Source organism: Pseudomonas sp. SJZ131, assembly GCF_007828705.1.
In the GTDB taxonomy this organism is placed as follows: domain Bacteria; phylum Pseudomonadota; class Gammaproteobacteria; order Pseudomonadales; family Pseudomonadaceae; genus Aquipseudomonas; species Aquipseudomonas prosekii.
Map to the genome: position 1 here is coordinate 138,797 of NZ_VIVC01000006.1, position 25,468 is coordinate 164,264.

At 49.1% G+C, this 25,468-nt stretch carries 24 protein-coding genes; 4 read left to right on the forward strand and 20 right to left on the reverse strand.

Annotation, left to right across the window (positions count from 1 at the left end; genetic code table 11):
• Positions 1-19: 19 nt before the first annotated feature.
• Together kdpA and kdpF are read right to left on the reverse strand one after the other, a co-directional pair.
• Positions 20-1,714, reverse strand: coding sequence for a potassium-transporting ATPase subunit KdpA (gene kdpA / locus FBY12_RS23840; protein ID WP_145256439.1), 1,695 nt, complete (start codon positions 1,712-1,714; stop codon positions 20-22).
• 8 nt (positions 1,715-1,722) lie between these two features.
• Entirely contained in the window at positions 1,723-1,812 is a 90-nt protein-coding gene (gene kdpF / locus FBY12_RS23845; RefSeq protein ID WP_007899818.1) for a K(+)-transporting ATPase subunit F, read from the reverse strand.
• Between the two features lie 402 nt (positions 1,813-2,214).
• On the opposite strand from kdpF, the gene eat reads away from it, so the two are divergent.
• The 3 genes from eat (at position 2,215) to FBY12_RS23860 (ending at position 4,620) form a co-directional block, all read left to right on the forward strand.
• The gene (gene eat, locus FBY12_RS23850; RefSeq protein WP_145256443.1) at positions 2,215-3,579 is read left to right on the forward strand and encodes an ethanolamine permease; all 1,365 of its coding nucleotides are present in this window, start codon (positions 2,215-2,217) and stop codon (positions 3,577-3,579) included.
• 136 nt (positions 3,580-3,715) lie between these two features.
• The gene (locus FBY12_RS23855) at positions 3,716-3,883 is read left to right on the forward strand and encodes a DUF2897 family protein (RefSeq protein WP_101209192.1); all 168 of its coding nucleotides are present in this window, start codon (positions 3,716-3,718) and stop codon (positions 3,881-3,883) included.
• Positions 3,884-4,062: 179 nt separating this feature from the next.
• On the forward strand, positions 4,063-4,620 hold the full coding sequence (locus tag FBY12_RS23860; protein ID WP_145256446.1) for a TetR/AcrR family transcriptional regulator: 558 nt from the start codon (positions 4,063-4,065) through the stop codon (positions 4,618-4,620).
• On the opposite strand, the gene fabF is transcribed toward FBY12_RS23860, so the two are convergent.
• Positions 4,617-5,891: a beta-ketoacyl-ACP synthase II gene (fabF, locus tag FBY12_RS23865; RefSeq protein WP_145256449.1), complete on the reverse strand. Its 1,275-nt coding sequence runs from the start codon at positions 5,889-5,891 to the stop codon at positions 4,617-4,619. The genes FBY12_RS23860 and fabF overlap by 4 nt on opposite strands.
• 32 nt (positions 5,892-5,923) lie before the next feature.
• Entirely contained in the window at positions 5,924-6,718 is a 795-nt protein-coding gene (locus tag FBY12_RS23870; RefSeq protein WP_145256452.1) for an SDR family oxidoreductase, read from the reverse strand.
• Between the two features lie 403 nt (positions 6,719-7,121).
• Between FBY12_RS23870 and FBY12_RS23875 the strand changes: the two genes are divergently transcribed.
• On the forward strand, positions 7,122-8,405 hold the full coding sequence (locus tag FBY12_RS23875; RefSeq protein ID WP_145256455.1) for a Wzz/FepE/Etk N-terminal domain-containing protein: 1,284 nt from the start codon (positions 7,122-7,124) through the stop codon (positions 8,403-8,405).
• Positions 8,406-8,537: 132 nt separating this feature from the next.
• On the opposite strand, the gene FBY12_RS23880 is transcribed toward FBY12_RS23875, so the two are convergent.
• The 16 genes from FBY12_RS23880 to FBY12_RS27960 form a co-directional block, all read right to left on the reverse strand.
• On the reverse strand, positions 8,538-8,873 hold the full coding sequence (locus tag FBY12_RS23880) for a helix-hairpin-helix domain-containing protein (RefSeq protein ID WP_145256458.1): 336 nt from the start codon (positions 8,871-8,873) through the stop codon (positions 8,538-8,540).
• A 112-nt stretch (positions 8,874-8,985) separates the two neighbouring features.
• Complete coding sequence (locus FBY12_RS23885; RefSeq protein WP_178111804.1) at positions 8,986-10,974, reverse strand: nucleoside-diphosphate sugar epimerase/dehydratase; 1,989 nt, start codon at positions 10,972-10,974, stop codon at positions 8,986-8,988.
• Between the two features lie 118 nt (positions 10,975-11,092).
• Positions 11,093-12,115, reverse strand: a complete 1,023-nt coding sequence (locus tag FBY12_RS23890) for a glycosyltransferase family 4 protein (RefSeq protein WP_145256459.1) — start codon at positions 12,113-12,115, stop codon at positions 11,093-11,095.
• A gap of 136 nt (positions 12,116-12,251) precedes the next feature.
• Positions 12,252-13,304, reverse strand: a complete 1,053-nt coding sequence (locus FBY12_RS23895; RefSeq protein ID WP_145256462.1) for an EpsG family protein — start codon at positions 13,302-13,304, stop codon at positions 12,252-12,254.
• Positions 13,301-14,137, reverse strand: coding sequence for a glycosyltransferase family 2 protein (locus tag FBY12_RS23900; protein WP_145256466.1), 837 nt, complete (start codon positions 14,135-14,137; stop codon positions 13,301-13,303). The genes FBY12_RS23895 and FBY12_RS23900 overlap by 4 nt, the downstream gene beginning before the upstream one ends.
• Before the next feature lie 73 nt (positions 14,138-14,210).
• Positions 14,211-15,230 (reverse strand): polysaccharide biosynthesis protein, encoded by a 1,020-nt coding sequence (locus FBY12_RS23905; RefSeq protein ID WP_109502179.1) that lies wholly within the window; start codon positions 15,228-15,230, stop codon positions 14,211-14,213.
• A gap of 17 nt (positions 15,231-15,247) precedes the next feature.
• The gene (locus FBY12_RS23910; RefSeq protein ID WP_145256469.1) at positions 15,248-16,105 is read right to left on the reverse strand and encodes an SDR family oxidoreductase; all 858 of its coding nucleotides are present in this window, start codon (positions 16,103-16,105) and stop codon (positions 15,248-15,250) included.
• A 51-nt stretch (positions 16,106-16,156) separates the two neighbouring features.
• On the reverse strand, positions 16,157-17,656 hold the full coding sequence (locus FBY12_RS23915; protein ID WP_145256472.1) for an oligosaccharide flippase family protein: 1,500 nt from the start codon (positions 17,654-17,656) through the stop codon (positions 16,157-16,159).
• 46 nt (positions 17,657-17,702) lie between these two features.
• Positions 17,703-18,986: a glycosyltransferase family 2 protein gene (locus FBY12_RS23920; RefSeq protein ID WP_256663350.1), complete on the reverse strand. Its 1,284-nt coding sequence runs from the start codon at positions 18,984-18,986 to the stop codon at positions 17,703-17,705.
• 618 nt (positions 18,987-19,604) lie between these two features.
• A complete protein-coding gene (locus tag FBY12_RS23925) occupies positions 19,605-20,654 on the reverse strand; it encodes an LPS O-antigen chain length determinant protein WzzB (RefSeq protein WP_145256474.1) in 1,050 nt (349 codons plus the stop codon).
• A gap of 145 nt (positions 20,655-20,799) precedes the next feature.
• Complete coding sequence (locus tag FBY12_RS23930; RefSeq protein ID WP_306092829.1) at positions 20,800-21,075, reverse strand: LapA family protein; 276 nt, start codon at positions 21,073-21,075, stop codon at positions 20,800-20,802.
• Positions 21,065-21,361: an integration host factor subunit beta gene (gene ihfB, locus FBY12_RS23935; protein WP_109502171.1), complete on the reverse strand. Its 297-nt coding sequence runs from the start codon at positions 21,359-21,361 to the stop codon at positions 21,065-21,067. Before ihfB ends, FBY12_RS23930 begins: the two co-directional genes overlap by 11 nt.
• 339 nt (positions 21,362-21,700) lie before the next feature.
• Entirely contained in the window at positions 21,701-22,660 is a 960-nt protein-coding gene (locus FBY12_RS23940; protein WP_145256477.1) for an NAD-dependent epimerase/dehydratase family protein, read from the reverse strand.
• Positions 22,661-22,704: 44 nt separating this feature from the next.
• Positions 22,705-23,871, reverse strand: coding sequence for a glycosyltransferase family 4 protein (locus FBY12_RS23945; protein WP_145256480.1), 1,167 nt, complete (start codon positions 23,869-23,871; stop codon positions 22,705-22,707).
• 30 nt (positions 23,872-23,901) lie between these two features.
• Complete coding sequence (locus FBY12_RS23950; protein ID WP_145256482.1) at positions 23,902-24,837, reverse strand: NAD(P)-dependent oxidoreductase; 936 nt, start codon at positions 24,835-24,837, stop codon at positions 23,902-23,904.
• 165 nt (positions 24,838-25,002) lie between these two features.
• Positions 25,003-25,290 (reverse strand): hypothetical protein, encoded by a 288-nt coding sequence (locus tag FBY12_RS27960; RefSeq protein ID WP_109502163.1) that lies wholly within the window; start codon positions 25,288-25,290, stop codon positions 25,003-25,005.
• Positions 25,291-25,468 lie beyond the last annotated feature (178 nt).

The window sequence follows — 25,468 nt, forward strand, 5'->3', positions numbered from 1 at the left end:
CTCCTCGAAAAAGCCTGGCTCAGAAGCCCATGCTCAGATGTTCGGCAATAGGACCCAGGGCCAGCGTCGGCAAGAACGTCAGGCCACCCACCAGCAAAATGGTCACGGTCAGCAGCGTCACGAACAGCGCGCCGTGGGTCGGGAAACTGTTCGGGCCGATTGGTGCGGTTTTCTTCATCGCCAGGCTGCCGGCCAACGCCAGCACCGGGAGGATGTAACCGAAACGACCGATCAGCATGCCCAGGCCCAGCATCAAGTTGTGGAACGCGGTGTTCGCGCCAAAACCGCCAAACGCCGAACCGTTATTCGCGCTGGCCGAGGTGTAGGCGTACAGCAACTGGCTGAAACCGTGGGCGCCGGGGTTGCTCACCGCCGCGACCGGGCCGGGCAAACTGGCGGCAATCGCGCCGAGCACCAGCACGCCGACCGGCATCACCAGCAAAGTCACGACCAGTAATTGCACTTCCCGCGCCTGGAGTTTTTTGCCCAGGTATTCCGGCGTGCGGCCGATCATCAGGCCGGCGAGGAACACCGCGATCAGCACGTTGAGCAGCATGCCGTAGAGCCCGGCGCCGACGCCGCCGAAGATCACTTCGCCGACCATCATGTTGACCATCGCGACCATGCCGCTCAGCGGGTTGAGGCTGTCGTGCATGCCGTTGACCGAACCATTCGATGCCGCCGTGGTGGTCACCGACCACAACACCGTCGCCGTGGTGCCGAAGCGCGCTTCCTTGCCTTCAAGTGGCGCGGTCTGCTCGACGGCAGCGTTGGCCAGCGCTGGATTCGGCTGGTACTCAGCCCACAGCGAGGTCGCGCCGCCGATCAGGAACAGCGCGAGCATGCAGGCGATGATCGCGCGGCTCTGGCGCAGGTCCTTGACGTAATGGCCGAAGGTGAACACCAGCGCGACCGGGATCAGGATGATCGAACCGACTTCGAACAAGTTGCTCCACGCTGTCGGGTTCTCGAACGGATGCGCCGAGTTGACGCCGAAGAAGCCACCGCCGTTGGTGCCCAGTTGCTTGATCGCAATCTGGCTCGCTGCCGGGCCGAGCGGGATCACCTGATCGACGCCTTGCATGGTCACGGCATTGACGTATTGCGCGAACGTTTGCGGCACGCCCTGCCAGACCAGAAACAGCGCCAGCAGCAGGCACAGCGGCAGCAGGCCGTAGAGGGTGGCGCGGGTCATGTCGACCCAGAAGTTGCCGAGGGTTTTTGTCGATTTGCGGCCGATGCCGCGACACAGTGCCACCAACACCGCCAGACCGGTGGCGGCGCTGACGAAGTTCTGCACGGTGAGGCCGGCCATCTGGCTCAGATAACTGAGCGACGCTTCGCCGCTGTAGGCCTGCCAGTTGGTGTTGGTCATGAAACTGACGGCGGTGTTGAACGCCAGCGTCCACTCCTGGCCCGGCAGGTTTTGCGGATTCAGCGGCAAGTGGTCCTGGAACAACAGGATCGCGAACAGCAGCAGGAAGCCTGCGAGGTTGAAGGCGAGCAAGGCCAATGTGTATTTCTGCCAGCTCTGTTCGACCTGCGGATCGACCCCGGCCACGCGATAACAACCGCGCTCGACCGGGCCGAGGACCGGCGACAGCCAGGTGCGCTGGCCTTCCATGACTTTGTAATAGAAGCGCCCGAGAAACGGCGCGGGAATCAGCACTAACGCGAAAAACCCGAGGATCAGCCAATAGTCATAACTGTGCATAGCCGCTCCTAGTTCCGGTCCGCGCGCAACAGCGCAACCAGCAGATAAATGAACAGCCCCACTGCCAATAGCAGTGACACCCCGTCCAGAACGCTCATGGAAAATCTCCGTGTAACGGCGTATTGCCGCGTGTGGGGCATTGTCGGCAGGGAGGCTGTAAAGGAACGAGAGCGAGGGGTGTGGCGGGGCATAAAGAAAGTGTAAAGAGTGGCTTTATGCGGGGGTTACAGGCGTTTTGGGCGGACGCCATCGAGAGCAAGCTCGCTCCCACAGGGATCAGTGCCGTGTCGGCGAATGCATTTCTATTGTGGGAGCGAGCTTGCTCGCGATAGCGGCATAACGGGCGACCTTGCCCCCAACTGGCGCACAAATCATAGCCATCCAGCGCCGATCATCTCCGATACGACACCTTTCCGCGCATTGCGACGCGCAAATACAAAATGGCACGCCCGCTGCACGCGCCCTCCCCCGAGCTTTCCAAACCGTTCCGGGAGCAACGCATGAACACACAACTCAAACCGACGCTGGGCACGCTGCATCTGTGGGGCATCGCCGTCGGGCTGGTGATTTCCGGGGAGTACTTCGGCTGGAGTTACGGCTGGGGCGTCGCCGGAACCCTGGGTTTTCTGGTGACGTCCTTTATGGTCGCGACCATGTACACCTGTTTCATCTTCAGTTTCACCGAGCTGACGACGATGATTCCCCACGCCGGCGGTCCCTTTGCCTACAGTCGCCGCGCCTTTGGCGAGAAAGGCGGATTGATCGCCGGGCTGGCCACGCTGATCGAATTCGTCTTCGCCCCGCCAGCGATCGCTCTCGCGATTGGCGCTTACTTGAATGTGCAGTTTCCGGCACTTGACCCGAAACACGCAGCGGTCGGTGCCTATATCCTGTTCATGGGCCTGAACATTCTCGGGGTAAAACTCGCGGCAACCTTCGAGTTGATCGTCTGCGTCCTGGCTGTGGCCGAATTGCTGGTGTTCATGGGCGTGGTCGCGCCGGCCTTCAGCTTCAGCAACTTTGCCCTGAATGGCTGGGCCGGTTCCGATGTGTTCGGCGCGCCGGCGATTGCCGGGATGTTCGCGGCGATCCCGTTTGCGATCTGGTTTTTCCTCGCCATCGAAGGCGCAGCCATGGCCGCCGAAGAAGCCAAGGACCCGAAACGGACGATTCCCAAGGCTTACATCAGCGGCATTCTGACCTTGGTACTGCTGGCGATGGGCGTGATGTTCTTTGCTGGCGGCGTCGGCGACTGGCGCACCCTGTCGAACATCAACGATCCGCTGCCGCAAGCGATGAAAACCGTGGTCGGCGAAAGCTCCGGTTGGCTGCACATGCTGGTGTGGATTGGCCTGTTCGGACTGGTGGCGAGTTTCCACGGGATCATTCTTGGCTACTCGCGCCAGTTCTTCGCCCTCGCCCGCGCCGGTTACTTGCCGAAATCATTGGCCAAGCTGTCGCGCTTCCAGACGCCGCACCGGGCGATCATCGCCGGTGGGCTGATCGGCATCGCGGCTATTTACAGTGACGGCTTGATCAACCTTGGCGGCATGACGCTGACCGCGGCGATGATCACCATGGCGGTGTTCGGCGCCATCGTCATGTACATCATGAGCATGCTCAGCCTGTTCAAACTGCGCAAAACCGAGCCAAACCTGGAACGGACTTTCCGCGCGCCGTGTTATCCGCTGGTGCCGATGATCGCGCTGGTGTTGGCGGTGGTGTGCCTGGTGGCGATGGCGTGGTTCAACACCTTGATCGGGCTGATCTTCGTGGGCTTCATGGTCGTCGGGTTTGTGTACTTCATGCTCACCGCGCAATTACGCGCCGATGCGCCAGCGGATGCGATGCTGACTGGCTTGTAGCAAGGGGCGGTAACGAGGGATACGCGCGAGACATTACAGGCCTAGAATGGAACCACTGCGAAATCTGATCGCTCAAAGTGGTATGCACGCTCGGTTGGCGAAATCCGCCAACCGGCCTGCCCTCAAGGAGAGCCCTATGCCCTGGTATGCCTGGTTGATTCTGGTCGTTGCAATCGGCTCGATCGTTGGCGGTTTGATGATGTTGCGCGACACCGCCACCAAGGTCGATCTGACCGAAGAGCAACGCAAACGCATCGCTGAACGCAATGCAGTCGCGGACGCCAAGGATGCGCAGGACCGCTGATAAAAAAACCCCACCTTCGCGGTGGGGTTTTTTTTTTGCGCTCGACAGTTCTGCGGCAGTCTTCCAAAAAACACGCCGCCCAGCCGAATGGCGCGCATCTGCATGCTTTTTTGCAGTAGAAGTACAGTCACCATCCAATATTCATTGGGTAAGATGGCGCATTGTCGCGGAGACCCAAAATGCGTTACACGCAGGACCATAAAGCCCAGACCCACCAACGCATCATCAAGGAAGCGTCTGCACGTTTTCGCCGCGACGGCATCGGGGCGACCGGCCTGCAACCCTTGATGAAAGCATTGGGCCTGACCCACGGCGGCTTTTATTCGCACTTCAAGTCGAAAGATGAACTGGTGGAAAAAGCCCTGCAAATGGCCCGCGATGAACTCGACGCGCATTGCGCCACGCTCTTCGCTGAGCAACGGCCGCTCGACGCGTTCATCGACAGTTATCTCTCCGAATGGCACCAGACCTCGCCGGATCAAGGTTGCCCGCTGCCGACCATGTCTTCAGAACTCGGACTGCGCGGCCAACCCAGCCCGACCACCGATCAAGTGCTCAACGCCAGACTTGAGCAAGTGCAAAGCACTCTTGAAGGCGAACAGCTAAGCGAACGCAGCATTGTCATCATGTCGACGCTGGTCGGTGCGCTGATGTTATCGCGCAGTGTCGAGAACGCCGAGTTGGCCCAGCGGATTCTCGACGTGACGCGCGATCACCTGAAACAGAACAACGATTAATCACTCCAGCGCTTGAACAGCACGCTGGCATTCACGCCGCCAAAACCGAAGCCGTTCGACAGCGCGTATTCAATCGGCATCGACCGCGCCTGGCCGTGAACGATGTCGACACCCTGCGCCGCCGGGTCCGGGTTATCGAAATTGAGCGTGGCCGGGACGATTTGATCGCGAATGGCCAACAGGGTGAAGATCGCTTCGATGCCGCCAGCGGCGCCGAGTAAATGACCGGTCGCAGACTTGGTCGACGTCACCGCAATCTTGTTATCCGCACCGAACAATGACTTGATCGCCGCCAACTCCCCGAGATCCCCGACTGGCGTCGACGTCGCGTGAGCATTGAGGTGTTGCACCTGATCGGCGCTGACCCCGGCTTGCGCCAATGCCAACGACATTGCCCGCCGAGCACCGCTGCCATCTTCAGGTCCGGCGGTCAGGTGATAGGCATCCGCACTGGTGCCGTAGCCGACCAGCTCGGCGATCGGTTTAGCGCCCCTGGCCAATGCATGCTCGAGCGATTCGATCACCAGCAGACCGGCGCCCTCGCCCATCACAAAACCGTCGCGATCTTTGTCGAATGGCCGCGAGGCGCGCTCCGGGGTTTCGTTGTAAGCACTGGACAAGGCCCGCGCGGCAGCAAATCCGGCCAGGCTGACGCGATCAATCGACGCTTCGGCGCCGCCGCACACGGCAATATCCGCCTCGCCACTGCGAATCAGCCGCGCCGCATCGCCGATCGCCTGAACACCAGCGGCGCATGCGGTTACCGGCGCGCCGAGCGGACCTTTGAAACCATGCAGGATCGACACGTGCCCCGCCGCCAGGTTGACCAGAAACGAGGGAATGGTGAACGGCGACAAGCGTCGCGGCCCGCGCGTATCGGTGGTGCGCACCGCATCGGCAATGGCGCCAAAACCACCGACGCCCGAGCCGATAATCGTTGCGGTGCGTTCCTGAGCATTAGCGTCCTGCGCCTGCCAACCGGCCTGCTCCAGCGCCTGACGCGCGGCTTCTATGGCGAACATGATGAAGCGATCCATCTTCTTCTGTTCTTTGGGCGCGATGGCCCGGTCCGGGTCAAAACCCGCTTCGGCATCGTCAGCAATGCTCGGCACCGCGCCGCCGACCTTGGCCGGCAGATCCGCAACCACTGCGTCGGGCAATGCGCGCAGTCCGGAACGCCCGGCCAACAGGCGTGCCCACACGGCTTCGACGCCAGAACCCAATGGCGACACCAGGCCCATTCCAGTCACAACTATTCGACAATCACTCATACCGCATTCACCTCAAACCGATTCATGACGCCTCACTTGTAACGTGCGGCGGGCTTATCTCGGGACAGGTTCGGCGCCATCACATGACGGGCCGCAACAAAGGCTTGCCACTCGGACGCATCCGGCAACGAAGGAATAGTGATCAATTCGCCCTGGTCCAGACCGGCCAACGACGCATCCACCATGTCCGCTGCATCCATGATCATTTCCGCCGGGATGCCGCTGGCATCAATCCCCGAGCGCTGCCAAATCTCGGTGCGCGTCACCCCAGGCAAAACCGCTTGCACTCGCACGCCGGTGCCGCTGAGTTCCGCGTCCAAAGATTGGGTCAGGCTCAGAACATACGCCTTGCTGGCGCTATAAGTCGCATTAAACCGTTCCGGAAACAAAGCCACGACCGAGGCAATGTTGATAATCGTGCCGCGCCCCGCTTTGGCAAAACTGGCTGCAGCCGCCGACGCCAGGCGCGTGACCGTGGTGACGTTGAGCTGAATCAGTTGCTCAAGTTGTTCCATGTCGGCGTTCGCGAGTAAACCGTCGCTGGCAACTCCCGCATTGTTCAGCAGCAGGCTGATGCTCGAATCGCTGCGCAGACGTTGTTCAACTTTTATGACTTGGTCTTTTTGCGTGAGGTCAGCTGTGAGCACTTCGACCTGAATGCCGTGCTGCTCGCGCAGTTGGGTGGCGGCGTCCTGAAGGCGTTGCTCGTCGCGGGCGACCAACAGCAAATCGAAACCGCGAGCGGCCAGGCGATGGGCGTAGATAGCGCCGATGCCTGAGGAGGCGCCGGTGATGAGGGCTGTGCCTTGGGATTCAGGGGTAGTCATGGCTGTGCTCCTTCTGGGATCGTGGAGAAATGACGTTTGGAAACGTCAGAATAGGACGAGGATTTATTATAGGCATAATCCAATGAAAATATGACATACGTAATTTTTTCATTCGGACCAGCGGAAGGAGCCGGCAGGCGCACCGCCGTACCCCAATGTTCATTGGCCCATCTGCCAATTCTTAGAGTTGCAAAGCGCAAGTTTGTTGTTGAACCCTCGTCAGTCGTTCACGTTCCAAGCCCAAAACGGCAAGCAGAAGAAGGGCAAATCACCCTGCTCGCGCCTTGCCGTGCACATTTAGATACGAGACAATGCTAAATATCTAAATAATTTGCCAACGCCAACAACAGCGACTAACTAAGTACCTTGCTTATCGGTAACTGTTTCTAAGCCTGAGGGTTACATGAACTTCCCTGCAAAAATACAGCATGACAATGGACAGCATGAAATTGATATTGCAGAACTGCTCCGAAGTTTGTGGAAGCAACGAGGCATTATTCTCATTTTTACTGCGCTCTCTACTTCGATTGCAGTTACCTATGCCCTAATGGCACAGCCGCAGTATAAAGTTCAGAACTATGTCAGGCCAGTCGCTTCGGCGGAGTTGGACATGCTGAATGAAACCGGTCTATATAAGATACAACCTGAAGAAGCATTAAGACGAATCGGCTCCTCCATGGAGTCTTATGACGAGCGACGTAAGTTTTTCCTGGCCAATCCGGATTTGCTCAGCCCGCTGCAAATTCCTGGCAAGCCAATCGAAGAAACCATTGAAAACTTCAATACCAAAGCTTTCACGGTCGACCAAATCGATCCGAAGAAAACTGCAAACCTTTCAGAAGCCATTCAACTAGGCGTGGAGTATCCCGCTGGCGTCAATGGTGTGTTGATTGTAAACAACTTCACAGACTATGTAGTTAAGCGCGAAAAAGAAAAAGTAGAAGCTGATTTTCAAGTTATTATTGCCAACCGCATAGCTCAAGTAGAAAGAAAGCTTTTATCAAAAAAAGCGGCTTATGACGCTGAAAAAGATTCGAAAATCGCGGCGCTTTTAGAGAAAGACCAACTTAAAAAAGAATGGCTTCAGGACGAACTCAAAGCATTGCGGCAGCAATTGCAGACTCGCCGGCAAAACCGCATCAAACAGTTGGACGAAGCAATCACGATTGCCACCAAACTGGGCATCGTTGCTCCTACTACTCCTTCTGCTCTTGGAGAGTCAGGACAGAGCAGACAGGGCAACATGATACGCACAGAGGTCAGCAACCAGGCAATCCCTTTGTATTTCATGGGCCAGTCAGCGCTTGAAGCAGAACGAGCAACGCTGCGGTCCCGTAATTCGGATGACTTTACCGAGCCCCGTGTTGATGAAATTCAAAAGGAACTGAACCTCCTCGCCAATAATCGCGAAGTTGCTCTCTTAAGACAACGTGGTAACGAAGAGCTATTCCTCAAAGGCCTGAGCGAAATTCGTGAAGAATTAGCGCATTTGAACAATCTTCATATCAACTTCGATCAATTCAATTTGGTTAACATTGACAAGATTGCGACGCCACCGCCAGGGCCGATTAAGCCAAAAAAAGCCATAATAGTCGGTTTAGGATTTACGTTGGGGCTTTTGCTGGGCGTAATGCTCGCGCTTTTCAGAACTATTGCTTTTCCGAAAATCGTAGATTCAGAAAAATAACCTTTGTGTCTTTGTCTCAGTTAGAGGCTGGATGGCGAAATCCTGCTCCAATCTAGCTTCAATTGAATGGAATATGGTTAAACGCTCAATAAAAAAGGCCGATCAATGATCGGCCTTTTTTAGTTTCAGCTGTTAATTAACTTCTAGCTTATCTTTATTTCTTTCAAGAATCGCCTTCCCAATGCCCTTCACCTCAAGCAACTCATCCACAGATGCGAATGGTCCATTACTCTCGCGATAGGTAATGATCGCCTTAGCCTTCGCGTCCCCTACACCCGCTAGCTCGCGTTGAAGCGTCAACGCATCTGCGTTATTCAAATCGACTTTGCCATCCTGCGCTTCTCTGATGACCTGCGCATTCACAGAAGGCTGGACCGTATCCGCGATGCTTACAGGTGCAGCAACAACCGCAATAGAAGCGCAGCTAAGGAGGGCGAAAACCAACGAGTAGAAATAACTTTTACGCATTAATGAAGCTCCATGACATCTATTGAGAAAGCAGCATCTCCGATGCTGCTCCTCAACCTTAGGCGATCTCATGAAACTGTCAAAAGTGTGTACGTTTCAGAATGTGAGAAAGTCAAGGTTCCAGACGACGTTGCTGATAGATCCAGTCAACGATCTCGCCATCTGGCGTGTATCCACTGACCGTTTCACGAAGGAGTTGGCGTACAAGCGTGTAGTCATCCTTTTCGACAGCCTGAACCAGATCACCTAACTTGCCCTTCAATACATCCCAGGCAAGGTGATCCTCATTTGCGCTCATGATCATCGGATGTTGAGTGGCGCTGACATTGTCGCCAATCAGCAATTCCTCATAGAGCTTTTCGCCCGGACGTAGGCCAGTAAATTCGACTGCAATGTCTCCGTGAGGGTTTTTTTCCGAACGCACGCTTAAGCCTGACAAATGAATCATCTTCTCTGCCAGTTCAACAATTTTGACAGGTTCGCCCATATCCAAAACAAACACGTCACCACCCTGCCCCATGGAACCTGCCTGGATGACAAGCTGCGCTGCCTCAGGAATGGTCATAAAATAACGAGTTATCTTCGGATGGGTAACCGTAAGCGGGCCGCCTGACTTGATTTGTTTGTGAAACAGTGGAATAACCGACCCAGAGGAACCCAGAACGTTACCGAATCGCACCATGGTGAAACGCGTTTTATTAACATGCGCTATGTTCGATGTATCATCGAACAATACCGGGGCTAACTCCCGACTGAGAGCTTGCAGGGTCAACTCGGCCAAGCGTTTAGTGCTGCCCATGACATTGGTAGGACGAACAGCTTTGTCTGTTGAAATCAGGACAAAGTTTGCAACACCCGCCTTCAATGCAGCCTGAGCAGTATTAAGCGTGCCTATGACATTATTTAAAACGCCCTCAGCAATGTTGTGTTCCACCATGGGTACGTGCTTGTACGCCGCAGCGTGATAGACCGTTTCTACATGCCAAGTCTTCATTACGTCTAACAATTTACCCTGGTTACGTACTGAACCTAGAATGGGCAATAACCGGACGGATAAAGATTCGCGAGTAATTCGCTGTTCTAGCTCCGAAAGAATGCTGTAAAGATTGAATTCGCTGTGCTCAAACAACAGAAGCGTCGTAGGCCGTAAAGTAAGAATTTGCCGACACAGTTCAGACCCAATGGAGCCACCGGCGCCGGTTACTAATACTGAGTGACCGGTAATACAGTGTGCAAGCAGATCCGCTTGGGCAGGAACAGCGTCACGACCCAACAAGTCAGCTATGTCCACTTCTTGAATGTCATCGACCTTTACGCGGCCACTCGCCAAGTCCATAAAGCCTGGAACGCTTCGGACGTGGAGCGGGAATCCTTCCAGATACCCAAGGATTTCGCGACGACGACCGCGGTTCGAAGACGGAATAGCAAGAAGAATTTCCTGGGCTCCCGTGGTATCGATCATCTGCTGTATATGTTTAGGCTTGTAGACTTGCAGACCAGAAATGACTCTATCGGCGATGCCGCTATCATCATCAATGAACGCGACTGGCCGCATCACTCGCCCCATACGCAAGGCTGCAACGAGCTGGTTGCCCGCTGCCCCTGCACCATAAATTGCCACTCGAGGCAGCCCATCGTCACGACTGGTAAAAGGGACGTGCTGAGCAGCGCTGAACCAGTCACCAAGAAAATATTGACGCATGGCCAAACGCAGTCCACCGATCATAATCAGGCTCAACCACCAATAGTTGAAAATGATCGAACGTGGAACAACGTTTTGATGATTGCTATACCAGTAGACGACCACGCCAAGAATCAATGCCGACAGAGTGACAGCCTTGACGATTGCGATGAGAGCGTCGTTGCCAAAATAACGCAAGACGGCGCGATACAATCCGAATCTGACGAACAAAGGGATTGCGACCACCGAGGCGCTTATAAACAACCAAAGATGATCTCTCAGTGGATTAGTGAACTCATCTAAGCCAAGACGAACCACAAACGCCAGCCAAAGCGCTATCCACACCAGAACCAAATCTGTCACAACCTGCATCAGCCGTTTTTTCCGCCGAGGTAGCTGAAGCAGCCATTGTCGAAGCATCTCAATATCCTTTTCAAATAAAGCGGAGCGTAAGCTTAAGGCCCAACTGCTTTTATCTCAAACCTATTCAACCCTTCAGCCTCTGCGCCAGCCACACCGATAGGGAACGTTCGTAAAACTATTGGCAAATTTCTCGCTGACCAGCCTTGATTCGGAGAGCTGCCACGACCAAGGGAAAGTAAGCGACTGCTACGCCGAGCACCCCATCGACTACTCCCAAGCATACAAGTACGCTTAGCGGTAATAACCAGACGCAGTTAATGGCTAGGACCACCAAGGAAACCCGACGATGACTGCCCGTCCGGCGCGACATGATTTGGTAAGCATGGCTACGGTGCGCTTCGTAAACCTTCTCGCCACGCAGCAGCCTAACAAAAAGCGTGCAAGTCGCATCAACAATAAACACTCCCAGCAAAATCAACCAAGCCCACAATAGTGCTGGATTTATCGAAGCGGCCTGCAGAGAGAGGACGCCTAAGGTAATGCCTAGAAAGCCACTGCCGGCGTCTCCCATGAAAATACGGGCAGGAGGGAAATTCCAGTATAAAAATCCTGCAACAGCACAGGCAAGGGTTAGCGGAAGCCAAAACAATTCTGGAGCATTTGCGAGTGCATATAAAATCGCCCCCCCCGCACACACGAAGATTGCCTCTAAACTCGCAAGCCCGTCAATGCCGTCCATAAAATTATAAAGGTTTAATAACCAGACCAGAAATACGGCCCCCACGGCGTATCCAAACCAACCTAAATCCAACGAAAAATTAAAGAACTGGATTAATGGTAATCCATTCACAAAAAACATGGCTAAGGCGGCTGCGGCAAAATGGCCTAACAATCTCCACCTAGCCGGAACATGGCCGTGATCATCAAGAAACCCGATCAAAGCTATCAACGTGCCCGGTAAGACTAACCCCCAAACAAGCATCCAAGGTACAAAACCAGAAACCCCTAGTAAAATTGCGCTTGCAATAAATGAAACTACGATAGCAACGCCCCCTCCCCGCGGAGTGGGTAAAGTATGAGAGCTCCTAGAGTTAGGTATATCAATCAAACTATTGGAAAGCGCATATTTGCGCAACATTGCCGTTCCTATCAGTGCACCGATGAGAGCAAACGGTAATATCCAGTAAAAACTAATCATGTACGACTCTCCCACAAATTTACTTCAGTATATTTTCAAGAACCGTAAAATAACAATCTAGAGGCGGCGCGATAGATGATTTAAAACTCACATTCCAGTTCGCTTTCCGTCCATCTGCATTGACTTCACTGAACATTTAGATTAGCTCAAATATTAAATTTACTGTGTAGGGCAGAAAAGGGGACGGTCCAACTCCTTCCTCTGAAAGAAAGTTTTTGAATGCACTCACAGCGCCCAGCATTCCAGACAAAACCAGACAAATCTTTATCGCTAGATTAAAGTTTATTTGACGTCGATTGTGAGTAATCAACACCGCGACTGGAAGTGCGAACGAAAGCAAATCAAGAAATCGCAATCCCGCGTATGTATAGGCGGAAAGCATCCAAAACAGAGAACCTAACCCAGCACCTAGCGCAGACAATTTTGTTTTGTCAGCACGCTGAAGGCCACTGAATAATATACCGAACACCAATATGACCAAAACCACCAATTTACTTAACCCAGATGATTCGCCTGGAGCACTGAATCCTTGATACGAAGCGAGCTTCAACTGAAAATAATCCATATTTAAGTAGACGACAGCCATCGCTAACGCGAAAAAAAACAGTCCTGCGAACACAGTAGAAAATCTACTCCAGCGCATCTGGCTGAGCCAAATTATCGCAAAAGAACACATTATCGAGTAATGAAACAAAACGGAGCCAACGGCAAAAGCTGCAGAACTCTTGATTCGGCTTCGATTAAAATATTGTGCAGCCAATATCAGTAATCCGGATGCTATACCGAGCCTAATTACATTCATGCTGTACTGATAAATAAAAGCGGGCGCAATATAAGCAAGAAACAAGAATCTTTCATTTTTATTAGATCTGGCGACGTAAAAGTACAACAAGCCAAAAAATATCAATGCAAAGAATCTTACAACCATCACCGGGCTATCAAACACTCCCAACAAAACTTCAGAAACCCCTATAAAGCCGGGCTCCATACCGCCGGTATCAGTGCCATTATAGAGTCCGCTGACAAGGAACTCATACGTATTTGTGTCGGTACCAACATCACCCCTCAACACCGAGATCATTGTAAAAAAAATAAGCAAAATGAATAACGGCGAGCGAGATCTATTGCCCGTGAGCTCCGATAAAGTCAACACTGTAAAAATCAATGTCCAACCTATCAAATAGATCATAAATTATTCATACCGAGAAAAACCTTTAACACTCGACGAACAAATCGAATAATCGACCACGCTCCAAAAACAAAATAGGTTGCCAGCCCTATCAATTTCTTTTTAAAAAGAAAGTGGTATACAAAAAGCTCACCCCGCTCCATACGCCATAAATTCCCGCTCAAACCAGAGTCGCCATAGCGTGGCTTGTAAGAGTAAGCTAACGGTGCATGATAGCGATAACATTTACTACCGGAAAATATAGCATGACACCACAGCAGATAGTCTTCGCAATATCTTTTCCCACTGTAGAATCTGATATCCAAAGAGGAAGATACCATTACCGAAGAAGTGGAAAATCTGTTAGCCGCCAGTAACTGGTTTCCGGAAACCTCATAGAACGCAATATCATCTATCGAAGGCTTAGGGCTTGTCGGTTCATCTAGAATAGCAACACAATCCTGGCCCGTAATGCTAACTTCCGGATTATTTTTCATCCACGCAAGTTGTATCGCGGTTTTGTGCGGATGCCAACTATCATCTGAATCCAGGAAAGCAACAAAAGGTTGAGAAGCACTCGCCCACCCAGCATTTCGTGCTGAAGCTGGTCCCGCATTTTGCGGCAAAGCGATTATTTTGATCCATTGCTCAGGAAACTCAGACTTCAATTTATGCAAAAAGTCTAATGTACCGTCGCTACTACAATCGTCAACCAATATTACTTCATATGGTCTGAGCGTTTGCTCGTACACCGAAGTTAGCGCACGCTGTATCGAATCAACGCAGCGAAAACAAGGAATTATGACGCTAACCTCGGCATACACCATCTTAATTGCATCGCCCGCTTCGATCATATATATAACTCATCATATTCAGTCGTCTGCAGCCGAGCAGTAATTAGATTTACTGCTCAACCTCAACTCATATTTACTTAGCCGTCGTCAACTCAGCTTTAATATAATCCAGCTTTTGAAGCACGCCTTTAATTTCTTCCACCGAAAGTCGATGTGTATTGTGTGAAGTGTAGTCATCTAGAATGGACACTTGCTCCTCACCATTTGAGGAGTATTTCTCATAATTCAGATCCCTATTATCGGCTGGGATTCTGTAATACTTACCCATATCTTCTGACTTTGCCATCTCTTCACGTGAAATCAATGATTCGTACAGTTTTTCACCGTGACGTGTGCCAATGACTTTAATATCCGCTTTCTTGTTGAACAGCTGCGTTAATGCATTCGCAAGATCAGCCACGGTTGAAGCAGGAGCTTTTTGAACGAAGATATCGCCTTGCTTAGAGTGTTCGAAGGCATGCAACACGAGATCAACAGAGTCTTCGAGAGACATCAAAAACCTAGTCATGTTCGGGTCTGTGACCGTCAGTTGAGCTCCGCTTTTAATCTGGTTAACGAATAAAGGAATCACCGAACCTCTCGAAGCCATCACATTGCCATATCGTGTTGCGCAAATGACCGTTTTCGAAGTTGTAGGTATCATCCTTGATTTAGCAATAACTAACTTTTCAGCCATTGCCTTAGAGATACCCATTGCATTAATCGGGTAAACCGCTTTGTCAGTACTTAGAACAACGACCCGCTCAACACCGCAAGCAATCGCTGCATTGAGTACGTTTTCGGTGCCCAGGACATTAGTTTTTACAGCCTCCATGGGAAAGAATTCACATGAGGGTACTTGCTTTAATGCGGCCGCGTGAAAAATGTAATCAACGCCAGATAGCGCTTGTTCAATGCTTGAATAATCGCGCACATCACCAATGTAGAATTTTACCTTGTCATTGCCAAGCGCGATGCGCATGTCTTCTTGCTTTTTCTCATCGCGGCTAAAAATCCTGATTTCCTTTACCGCAGTATCTAGAAAGCGTTTGAGCACTGTGTTCCCGAAGGATCCAGTGCCACCGGTAATCATTAATACTTTATTATCGAACATAGATTCTCCAGACTCTATCAGCGGGTACGATGCATATAATCGATTAAATCAGCCCAAGACGGCGCGACATAACCTGTGGCAGCTTTAAATTTTGAAGGATCCAATGATCGATCGATGACCAGGCTTTCATCCCTGACAATCTCAATTTTCTTTTCGTAAATGGATGCTATTTGTTTTAGCAAAGAATATTTATCTATCGGGCTTGCAGCGACTTGATAAAGACCACTCAGCTCGGGATTGGGTAAAACGAAATCCCGTATAACTCTTGCTAATTCGACTGTGGGCAATCCTGAAAAAATAGCCTTGGCGAAGCCCTTTACGCTTCCTGACTGACTCAAAAACCAGTCAACCAGAGAGAAAGTACTATTTAGCTCGTGACCAATTATGGATGTTCTCAATGTAACGGCCAACTTCGAATCCACTACCTCGCCCAAGAACTTGGATTTCCCATAGATATCTTCTGCGTCGGATACATCAGCCTCCGTATACATTCCTTTGCGGCCTGAAAACACACAGTCAGTGCTGATCTGTACAAGTCGCGCATTAGACAGTTCACAGATTTTTGAAAGTCTGTGAGGCAACAACGAATTTATCGGCAATACCGCCATAGGGTCTTTAGCTGTCGATAATTGCTTTATCAGACCGATGCAATTTATAACCGCATCAGGTTTTACATCATTGAACACAGAGATCAGCTGATCTGCATCTAACACGTCCACATTCGAAAGAAGTTTAGCTCTCTCTTGCTCGGAAAATCTTACGAGGGCCGACGGGCTGCGAGTAGTACCCCAGACATCGTACCGCTCATCGCCGAACAGTTGTCTGAACATTGTGCTACCCAGCATCCCCGTAGCACCCAGAACTAATATTTTCATAGTTATCACCCAGCGACCATATTGCGACTAGTAGAAGAAAAGACCGTGATCCTAGTTAAAATCTTTCAATTGTTTTCTGTAGAAATAAGCACCTGCAAGCAGTACGAGCCCACTCAACAGAATCTGTATTCCCACCAAATAAATTGAAGAAAGAGACCAAAACATCAGGTAATCCAGCAGGCCAAAAGTTGACCAGCAGAGAGCGATCATAGAAACAGTGATTTTCGCTGCCACTATTAACGTGTCCGATAGGTAAGGCAGCTTTCGAATTAAAAAGAAACAGGTCAGGACTATGGATATTATATTATATAAGACCCAAATATATGCGGCACCCAAAACCCCGTAGACATCGACAAAAATCGGCAACATTACAACCATTATAGAAACGCAAAAAAAATTTAACTTAAAAGCCAGTTTCGTCCACTTCATCGCTAACTGGAGTGAAAAAGGAACTATTGATAATGACTGGAGCGCGGTACCAATGACTAGCACTGGAAAAATCGCGTTAATTTTGTCTGCAAGTTCCGTCTCAAAAACCACATGCACCAATCCGCCTGACAACCAGTATATGGAGCCGCATAATACGGACATGACCAACGCAATAATGGAAAAAGCAGAACGATACACTCTTTCGAGCTCATTCTGGTTGCCACTCGCAAAACTTTTTGAAAAACGGGGAAACAATACGGCACTGAACGCCGTAGAGAATATATATGGAACACCTGCAAGAGTTGCCGCCAATGTATAAGCAGCATAATCCGAAAGACCAACACTACCACTCAGATAGATCTTGTCGTATTGGACAGCCACAATCGAAGTCAAAGATATCAGTAACACCCCTCCACTGAACTTCATACCCTTCTTCAACACCGCCAGCTTGAAACCTTTACTAAACGGATTAAAATCCAATGCACGATACAAGAAAACTAACAGCGATAATAAATATAGAATCTGAATGATTACTTGCATATAGAAGTAATCAGTGACGCCTGCCCCTGGCTGCATTAACTGAAGAAGCAATACAACTCCCAAAGTTCTAGCAACAGAATATGGAATGTAAATTACGTTAAGCGTTGGCTGCATCTCACGACCAACAAACACTCCTTGTAGGGCGAGAATCGGTAAATTAAGGCCAATAAAAATAGCCATATAATGGATTGATTCTAATACTTCCGAGTGCGAAAGTTTTTCAAAATTTAGCCAGTGATTAGTAACCGTATCCGCACTCAACCAAACCAACAAAACTATGAAGATTCCCAAAACTGAGAACACCGACAGATACGTTTTGACCAATATCTGGGTGGATTTTTTGTGTCTTGCAGGCGCATAGCTCTCACGCCGTGAAGACGATGCGAGTCTATGAATAATGCTGCTCGTCAAACCGCCTTCCAGTACCATCAAAACCATCAGAAGTGACGTAAAAAAACCGATTAGCCCGATGGCCTCCGCACCCAGAACTTTCGTCAGGAGCGGTAATGAGATCAAACTTGAAGCGGCAAAAATCACTTTTCCTGAAAAACTTGCCAAAAAAAGCGTTCTAATACTTTTCACTTTTTATATTCCATGATACTTCAGCCTCACTCCCTAACAAATTAAGTTATAAAGTACTTTTGATCCTGTCACGTAGATTTTTATCCAGTTCCTGACGAGCCAATCGAACGTCTGGCACAACGGCGAGCACTTCTCGGCCATTACTGGCGGATGGCTTCAGCAGACGTTTGAAACGCGACAGCACATGTTTAGAGATAACGACCAGCAACTCCTTGAATACATCCAGGCGTCTTACATTTGAATAACCTTGTTCTACCGCGGCCAATCGAGCAAGACGCGTTGTAGAGAGGTAATCTTTATGGCCCCATGCGCATAGAGCATATAAACGTGCCAAATTAAATTTCTTTAATTGCTCAGCTCCGCCAATGCCATTTAATGTGGTCCATGCCGCATGAGCCCAAACGGTTTCCACGCTGAAAAAATGGGGGATTATCTCAGGCCACTCAAGATTCTTAAAAGGCGCAATATGTGGATCACTTTTTAGATCACCTTTATGCTTACCCGCCGCGCTACGGCCACTATTACTACCGCCAGCGCCCCCAGGCATTGTAAAAGGAAGATCAATGAGCGCATATTCATGCCCTAGCAAACTTAACGCTACCGAGGCCGACATATCCGGACTAGTGCCGAAAAACACTTGGCCATTGGATTCTCGCAGTTGGTCGATAAGCGAATGATGAACCAACCCGTGATAAAGTTTTGGAAGCTCGTCCGTACCTTGGCACGCGGCGTGAAGAGCCACATTTAAGTTCCCAAGACTGCCCATGTATTCAATTTTTTGATCGAACTCACTGAGATACACTCGACCAGCATGTGCAGCACCGTACATCTTGGTTCGAAAATCTGGCCAGTAATACAATGCTTTAACTTTTGGGGTAATCATCTTGATGCCTTTGTTCTTAGCAAAGGCTGCAACCTCGATAATTCGCTCCGATACGCTATCATCGTCACCGATAAGGCAAATATATTCCCCAGTAGCGATGCGCATTGCTCGCTCATGGTTTTCCGTCATTGACAAACGATCTACCCAATGAACGTATCTCAAGCGACTATCTAGATTTTTTCCCGCCCACTGCGCCAACTCACACTCATCATTGCTCGTATCATGCACTACTACTTGAAGTAGCTCAGAATCAATGTCCAACAAGCTTTCAATGCAGTGAATAGCGTATTGCGATCTGTTATGTGTAGGCACTACGACTGAAACTAGATAATCAACATCAACCATTATTTTCTCACTTAAATACTGCAACTCATTAGACCGGAGCACTGCGCAGCGACAAAAACTTGATTTTAACCTTCTTTTTTCGGGTTTGCTATCGAAAAACATGAGTGATGTCAGGATTCACAAGCAAACTCCAGATCTCTGCGTTTGGAGCTAATGCGTCTCCCATGCCAACCAAAATCAGTGAAAGCCATCTGATCTGTGCATCGTGAAAAATTGAAATTTAGGTCTGAAGACCCTTAGATTGGGCAGCAAAGGCTCTTGTAGCTCCGATTCGGATCAAAAAATCCTGTGCCACCATTCGTAGAGCGATTGTACAAGCCGCGTCACCTACAACAAAGGCGATCACATCCGACGGAATCCTCCCGGCACGCAAACAGTCGAAGAATCGCGCATAGAATATGATGGACGGCATGGTGCTTGGAGGGAGCTCGTGAAGACAGAGATCTTCCAGATCACATGGCGCGATCATGGAGCTAGCAGAGAAAGATCTAACCTAGATGACCGGTAAGAGTCAAAGTGCCAAAATTCCTTGCCTATAATCATCCGCGCAATTTAATTGCGACATGCATTATTCGCCCAGAACCAGGGACGGAAAAAAGATTGTCCCAGACACTTGGCAGTTGGGGAGCAGACACCCAGGAAAAGAGATTAGCCGTAAATTCTGGCGCGGCCTATTCCGCACCAACCGATACAAATCTCCGGTCGCGCTTTCTGCGCACTCTATACTTGAGATAAACGGCGTCTAATAAAGAAGCTTGAAAGAACGATTATGCAGCCGGCAGCAGCCCCCGCGGCTAGACCAATGATCACTATTACGACCTTCTTAGGTTTCACGGGAGTGCTTGGTGGGGTGACGATACCATCCTGACGATAAACCGTTATATCGTCCGGGGCGTCTTCAAGACTTTGATAGTAGGCCAGCCTTTCCTCAATGCCACGCAGTTCCTTAATGAACGGATCATCGGAATAACGCGTTTCTAGATTTATAAGCTCAGCCTCCAGAGCTTTGCTCCCACGCATATATGTTAGGTTCGCTCCCATATCGCCTGCCATTTCGGAGGAGCGATCGATTGTGAAAACCGGCGGCTTATCCAGATTTATTGACTTGGCAACATTAAGAGCTTCCCTCAATCGATGGATAGTATCTTCGCGCTGTTTCTTTCCACTGTCTCGTAGCGTTTCGATTTGCGATTTCAAAATGCGGGCCCTTAACTCCGCTTCTGAATGGGCGTTACGTAGGACCTCTTGCTTCGCATACTCACCAGCCTGAGCTACATAACCGCTGACCAGTTCGACTGCTTTTACAGGATCGGATTCTCGTAATGAAACGACCCAACGATCGTTTTGATCTTTACCAACAGGGGCAATAGTCAAACGCTTATAAAAATCCTCATATAGACCTCTGTCTATAATTTTCGCACTAGAGCCTGCTCCAGACTTGACATAAACGCTATTAAAAAAAGATTGACGCATAGATTCGGATTGTAGATTGCGTAAAAAAACGTCATAAATATCTTTAACAGTGTATGGCGCCAACTCAGATTCACGCGTGCGACCATAGTTCAAATTAGCAATATTGTTTATAGTGGGAGGGGCGATTTCTAGCTTAGCCTCGTAAACAGGGGTAATCATAAATGCAACAGCGAGAGCGACCAAGCCAGCTAAAAAAGTAACTGCAAAAATTAGCCGTTTCTTTTTCCACAACACTGCCGTGATATCAAATAAATCGAGTTCTGCAACTTGATAATTTTTATTATTAGTATCTTGCATAATTTTTACCTTCGCGCCAAGTACAATCCAGAAAACTCTAAATTTTCGGCCTACTTGCCTGACCACTTACTTAAAATGGTACGCTTCCCGTATAGCAATTTAACTAAAAACCAAAAACCGAAACTTTACAGCTGGCATTTCAAGCCTAAACTACTTTATTAGACCTTCTCCTGACGGAATCAAACCTCCTCCCGGCGAGCCAAAATAAAACCGGTCCAATCGCCATTCCCAAAAGAAAAAACAGGACTATGTAAACCGCTAATGGTAACTGCGGTGAAGTCCAACCAAAAAAGATCAGAGAAGTTAACTGGTTGTTCTCCAAAATAAATGCAATTGATATCAAGACCACTGATAGAAAAACAACTATTTCGAACACACGCTTAAAATTTCCCATTCGACCGGTTCCTGCCTCAGAGTTCATCCTCTTCTTCCTCGTTAACGCGATCTCTTAGCTCCTTGCCTGGTTTAAAATGAGGCACGAATTTTCCATCGAGACTGACGGATTGGCCAGTCTTTGGATTACGCCCGACACGAGGCGCTCGATAGTGTAGAGAAAAGCTACCAAAACCCCGTATCTCGATGCGATCACCGGTAGCAAGACATTGGGACATTTGCTCAAGCATGGTCTTGATAGCTAGCTCCACATCCTTCGATGAGAGTAGCCCTTGATGGGTGACAATTCGTTCGATCAACTCCGACTTCGTCATTTTTTTCCCTTCTTTTTCAAGCAGCTAGATCAGTACTTCATTTGTTTTAGCATGTCTAATTGGATTTGAACAGCCCGCAATCCGACTTATTCCATTCGTCACGAGCCATTAAACGAATAGACCCAACGTGTCATGGCAGGAAGAAGCATCCTGGAGTGACTCTCACCAACGAATGTTGACATCGAGACCGACCAATTTGAGCAGCACCGGAGAAAAACGACTAGAAACCTCTGGAACCACAGAGAATTTGCTGCAAGGGGTACCGCGTGCTCCCCGCCCTATAGGGCCTTCGCAACATCGCACGCAGGGACGCAACCAGTTGAAATCACCAGGTTATCGTCAGTCCAACATGCGTCGTCGGTCACGGTAAGACGCTCCAGCTGCTTTCAAGGCTGTCGATGCTGGTTCAACAGGATTCCAACCCAACAACGTGCGAGCTTTCGACGAATCGACTACGAGCGAGCCGTATAATTGAACATAGATTGATGGCTTGCGTAGGATTGTTAGAGCAAATTGCGCAAAGATGTCAGGCACAGGTAATAACTTCGGCCTTTTCCCCATACCTTCCGCTAGGAAAGAAACAATTTCTTTGGTGGACAGATCCATACCATCAGAAATCAAAAAGGTTTCTTGTGCTGCGGCAGGGTGTTCAATGCACAGTGAAATAAAGTCAGTTAAATTCTTTAACGAGACCATACTTCTTTTATTCTTCGTAATGCCAAACGGCAAGGGAAGCCCGGTCGCCACAAGCTTAATCAGGCGTTGAAAATTTCCTGGTGCGTTCACTGCATACACCAATGGAGGACGTATTATGACCAACTCCATGGTGCTATTCTGAAGCTTGCTTCTCAGTAGATCTTCAGCTTGTCTTTTCGATTCTGCGTAAATTGCATGCGGTGCCACTGCAGACGACTCTGTGAAAGCTTCACTGTAAGTTTGGGAGCCATTAACTCCGATTGAGCTAATAAAGATAAAACGCTTTACGCCGGACGCTATCGCCTGCTCTGCCAAGCGAAGAGTGCCCTCGACGTTGACACTTTTGAATGCGGCTACATTATTTACATCTCCGAGCACATGTGCACGGCCTGCCAAATGTATTACAACATCGACATTTTTAAGAGCGGACGTCCAGTCCGTTTCACTTGATATATCACCTACTGCAATCAAATTCACACTGCTAATTGAAACAGGATCTAGCCTTCTGACCGATCCAAAAATTTGGTAACGCTCATCAGCAGCCAAGTGGCTGATTAAAGACTGTCCTACAAAACCGGTAGCACCAGTGATCAGAATATTCATGATTAACCTAATTTTTTAACTTCGGCCTAATTGGATCCGTCTCTTTATGGACTTTCTACAAACCGACTATACTCATCGATCAGCAACGAAGAATAAAGATTACTGTCAAATGATGTTTGTGCGCGCGACCGAGCGGAGTTTGCCATTGTCATCAGTAAGTCTTCGTCGTCTACTAGTGTACGAATAGAGTTTGCAAGACTTACAGAATCCCCGACAGGAACAAGAAGTCCGGTTTCGCCATCGACCACCGCATCAGAGAGACCGTAAATGCATGTTCCAACTGTTGGCAATCCCATCGCTGCAGCCTCGATCACTACGGTGCCAAATCCTTCACGATAACTTGGAAGACATAATAGATCTGCAATTGCCATATATTTTTCAGGGATATTAGAGAACCCCACAATTTTAATTCTGTTTTTTATACTAGCATTTATTATGTTATCTATGATGTCGAAGCCATCTGGTTCATATGGGCCGACAAGGAGCAAGCACAAGTCTTGCCCCTCTAAGACGAGCCGTCCAAAGGCCTCAACCAATTCGGAAACTCCCTTTTCCTTTGTAATACGCCCTACAAAAATCACGACTTTACTTTCAGAATCGATATTTAATTCGGACTTCAGTTTCTTCCGATCATCTTCAGAAAAACGAGAGGCGCTAAACCGTTCGAGATCGACACCTGCAAAAGAACCATGACCTAAAACGCGTATTTTATTCGACTTTACAACATTCTGTTCAACTAAAAACTTTTGCTGACTAAAGCTATCTGTGTAGCAACTTGTGTTTAAAGTCCCTATCACTCGATCACAGAGCTTAAGTAGATGACGCTTTAATCCATGCATCGTCACCCACGGCTGCCCAGTAAAGGTGTGTAATCTAATATTCACACCGGCAATTTTCCCGGCAATGGCGCAAAGTAAACCTGCCTTTGGAGTTGTCGAATGTACAATATCAAACTTGCGATGCTTAAATATTTTTATTAGCAGAAACAAAGAAACCAGATCTTGAAGAGGGTTTATTTCACGGACCATCTTCACAGCCAAAAAATCTGATCCAACAAGCTTTCGCAATTCATCTCCCAGATCGTCATCGCTTGAAATAACAGTTACGGCAGCACCAGAATCCTTGAGCGCCCGAATGGTTGCGCTTAACTGTGTCACGATGAAAAATGGAACAGTAGAAACCCTGGCAACCTTAAGCTTCCTGTCTAACACATAGCCTCCTCTACACTCGTAATATGGCGATCAAATTTTTGCAATATAATCAGGAACGTATTTCTTGGGTTCAAAATCCAGCTTCTTTTTCAATTTAGTGGTCGGGTAACGTGTTCTAGAAGTCAAAGCATTAACTCTTTCCTGAGTTATCATACCCTTTGTAAAAATTGAGAGTATTGAAACAGCGGATCGAATCAAAAACTTGGGAATTCTGAGAAATGGGGCCGGGACTGAGATTGAACGAGCAATTCCTTCAATTAACTCTCTTAACGAGCAATCGTTGGAAATATTGAAAATCTCGCCCTCTGCGCGCTTGTCAAATCCGCACAGAAGTAGCGCACTTACGACATCGTCCACATGTACATACGTCACTATAGGCTCATTGAATCCTACGTAAAAAAATAGTCGACGCCTAACGATCGCAATCAGTTGCCTAACCGAATTATTCGGCATGCCAGGGCCAAATACATTGGACGGCCGTAATATAGAGAAAGTGAAAGCTGATTCTTTGGACTTTGTTAGAATATTCTGATCCGCGACAGTCTTGGTTACTTCGTATTCACCTCTTGGACTAACTTTGGTCTCTTCGGTAACAATCCGCTCTACATCGGGCACGGATCCATAAGCACCCACACTGCTCAATTGAACCCAATGGACACTGTTATTTTCAGCAACTTTTTTGGAGACAGCTTCGAGCATACGATTTGTCGCAACGACATGAAGCTCATGCATCAGCGCGTCATTGCGTATTTCACCAGCACAGTTGAATACAACTTCACACCCTTCTAACAAGCGCGAGGTATCCAATAGCGGATCTCTTAAATCGCCAATAAAAATTTCCGTATTAATATTTTTATGTTTACCTTGGGATCTAGTTAAAACCCTTACATCGTGCCCACTGTCTATCAAACGATCGACAAGTCTAGCGCCAATAAAACCATTTGCACCTAAAACCAAAACCTTCATTAAGCGCTCCCGATCAAAAAAAGTGCACGTGGAATTTTTCAAACATCAAAAATAAAACTCTAAAAATCGGGATTTTACGCTTTTTCCACCTGCTTTTCATTAACAATAACGGGCAAACGCTTCTGAACTAAGACAATCGAATCTTGCTTATTCCGGAATCAACAATTAGCCCGAAACACACCCTACCCACAGTATTCGGGTCAGATAACCCGCCGGATTCCAACCGAATAGAGAATCTTCCGGATCTGCCTTCAAGTCGCTGGATCTGGCCAAAACCTTATAAGATTTTCCTTTACACTCGCTCGCGGCACGTTCGTAGCACATGTCCCACCCCGCCCCCAAGCCTGAACAGTCAATCTCTAAACTATTGCCTCCACGAACGTTGTGCGATTTGGCATTCGTTGTGCAGCCCGCCAACCCCAACAAAACGACTGCGACAATTAGCTTGTTCATACACTTCCTTTTGCTACATCTCACGCCGACTCAACTTTTATTACCAGCTAGAGACCAGCTGCAAATAAATGATTGATCCAATTAAACAAAAAGACCGCTCGTACCGATAATTAGTTCACGCTCATTGAACTGAGCGCCAATGCGACGATCAGCTCACCGAATCGCAGACACAAAAAAG

Coding starts and splice junctions, on each gene's coding strand:
- FBY12_RS23940 (WP_145256477.1), bottom strand. CDS start 22,660: ATGAATATTCTGATCACTGGTGCTACCGGTTTTGTAGGACAGTCTTTA.
- ihfB (WP_109502171.1), bottom strand. CDS start 21,361: ATGACGAAGTCGGAGTTGATCGAACGAATTGTCACCCATCAAGGGCTA.
- FBY12_RS27960 (WP_109502163.1), bottom strand. CDS start 25,290: ATGAACAAGCTAATTGTCGCAGTCGTTTTGTTGGGGTTGGCGGGCTGC.
- FBY12_RS23860 (WP_145256446.1), top strand. CDS start 4,063: ATGCGTTACACGCAGGACCATAAAGCCCAGACCCACCAACGCATCATC.
- FBY12_RS23900 (WP_145256466.1), bottom strand. CDS start 14,137: ATGATCGAAGCGGGCGATGCAATTAAGATGGTGTATGCCGAGGTTAGC.
- FBY12_RS23885 (WP_178111804.1), bottom strand. CDS start 10,974: ATGCTTCGACAATGGCTGCTTCAGCTACCTCGGCGGAAAAAACGGCTG.
- FBY12_RS23890 (WP_145256459.1), bottom strand. CDS start 12,115: ATGATTAGTTTTTACTGGATATTACCGTTTGCTCTCATCGGTGCACTG.
- FBY12_RS23875 (WP_145256455.1), top strand. CDS start 7,122: ATGAACTTCCCTGCAAAAATACAGCATGACAATGGACAGCATGAAATT.
- kdpF (WP_007899818.1), bottom strand. CDS start 1,812: ATGAGCGTTCTGGACGGGGTGTCACTGCTATTGGCAGTGGGGCTGTTC.
- FBY12_RS23950 (WP_145256482.1), bottom strand. CDS start 24,837: ATGAAGGTTTTGGTTTTAGGTGCAAATGGTTTTATTGGCGCTAGACTT.
- FBY12_RS23855 (WP_101209192.1), top strand. CDS start 3,716: ATGCCCTGGTATGCCTGGTTGATTCTGGTCGTTGCAATCGGCTCGATC.
- FBY12_RS23870 (WP_145256452.1), bottom strand. CDS start 6,718: ATGACTACCCCTGAATCCCAAGGCACAGCCCTCATCACCGGCGCCTCC.
- FBY12_RS23920 (WP_256663350.1), bottom strand. CDS start 18,986: ATGTTTTTCGATAGCAAACCCGAAAAAAGAAGGTTAAAATCAAGTTTT.
- FBY12_RS23905 (WP_109502179.1), bottom strand. CDS start 15,230: ATGTTCGATAATAAAGTATTAATGATTACCGGTGGCACTGGATCCTTC.
- FBY12_RS23910 (WP_145256469.1), bottom strand. CDS start 16,105: ATGAAAATATTAGTTCTGGGTGCTACGGGGATGCTGGGTAGCACAATG.
- FBY12_RS23925 (WP_145256474.1), bottom strand. CDS start 20,654: ATGCAAGATACTAATAATAAAAATTATCAAGTTGCAGAACTCGATTTA.
- eat (WP_145256443.1), top strand. CDS start 2,215: ATGAACACACAACTCAAACCGACGCTGGGCACGCTGCATCTGTGGGGC.
- FBY12_RS23930 (WP_306092829.1), bottom strand. CDS start 21,075: ATGAACTCTGAGGCAGGAACCGGTCGAATGGGAAATTTTAAGCGTGTG.
- FBY12_RS23880 (WP_145256458.1), bottom strand. CDS start 8,873: ATGCGTAAAAGTTATTTCTACTCGTTGGTTTTCGCCCTCCTTAGCTGC.
- fabF (WP_145256449.1), bottom strand. CDS start 5,891: ATGAGTGATTGTCGAATAGTTGTGACTGGAATGGGCCTGGTGTCGCCA.
- kdpA (WP_145256439.1), bottom strand. CDS start 1,714: ATGCACAGTTATGACTATTGGCTGATCCTCGGGTTTTTCGCGTTAGTG.
- FBY12_RS23895 (WP_145256462.1), bottom strand. CDS start 13,304: ATGATCTATTTGATAGGTTGGACATTGATTTTTACAGTGTTGACTTTA.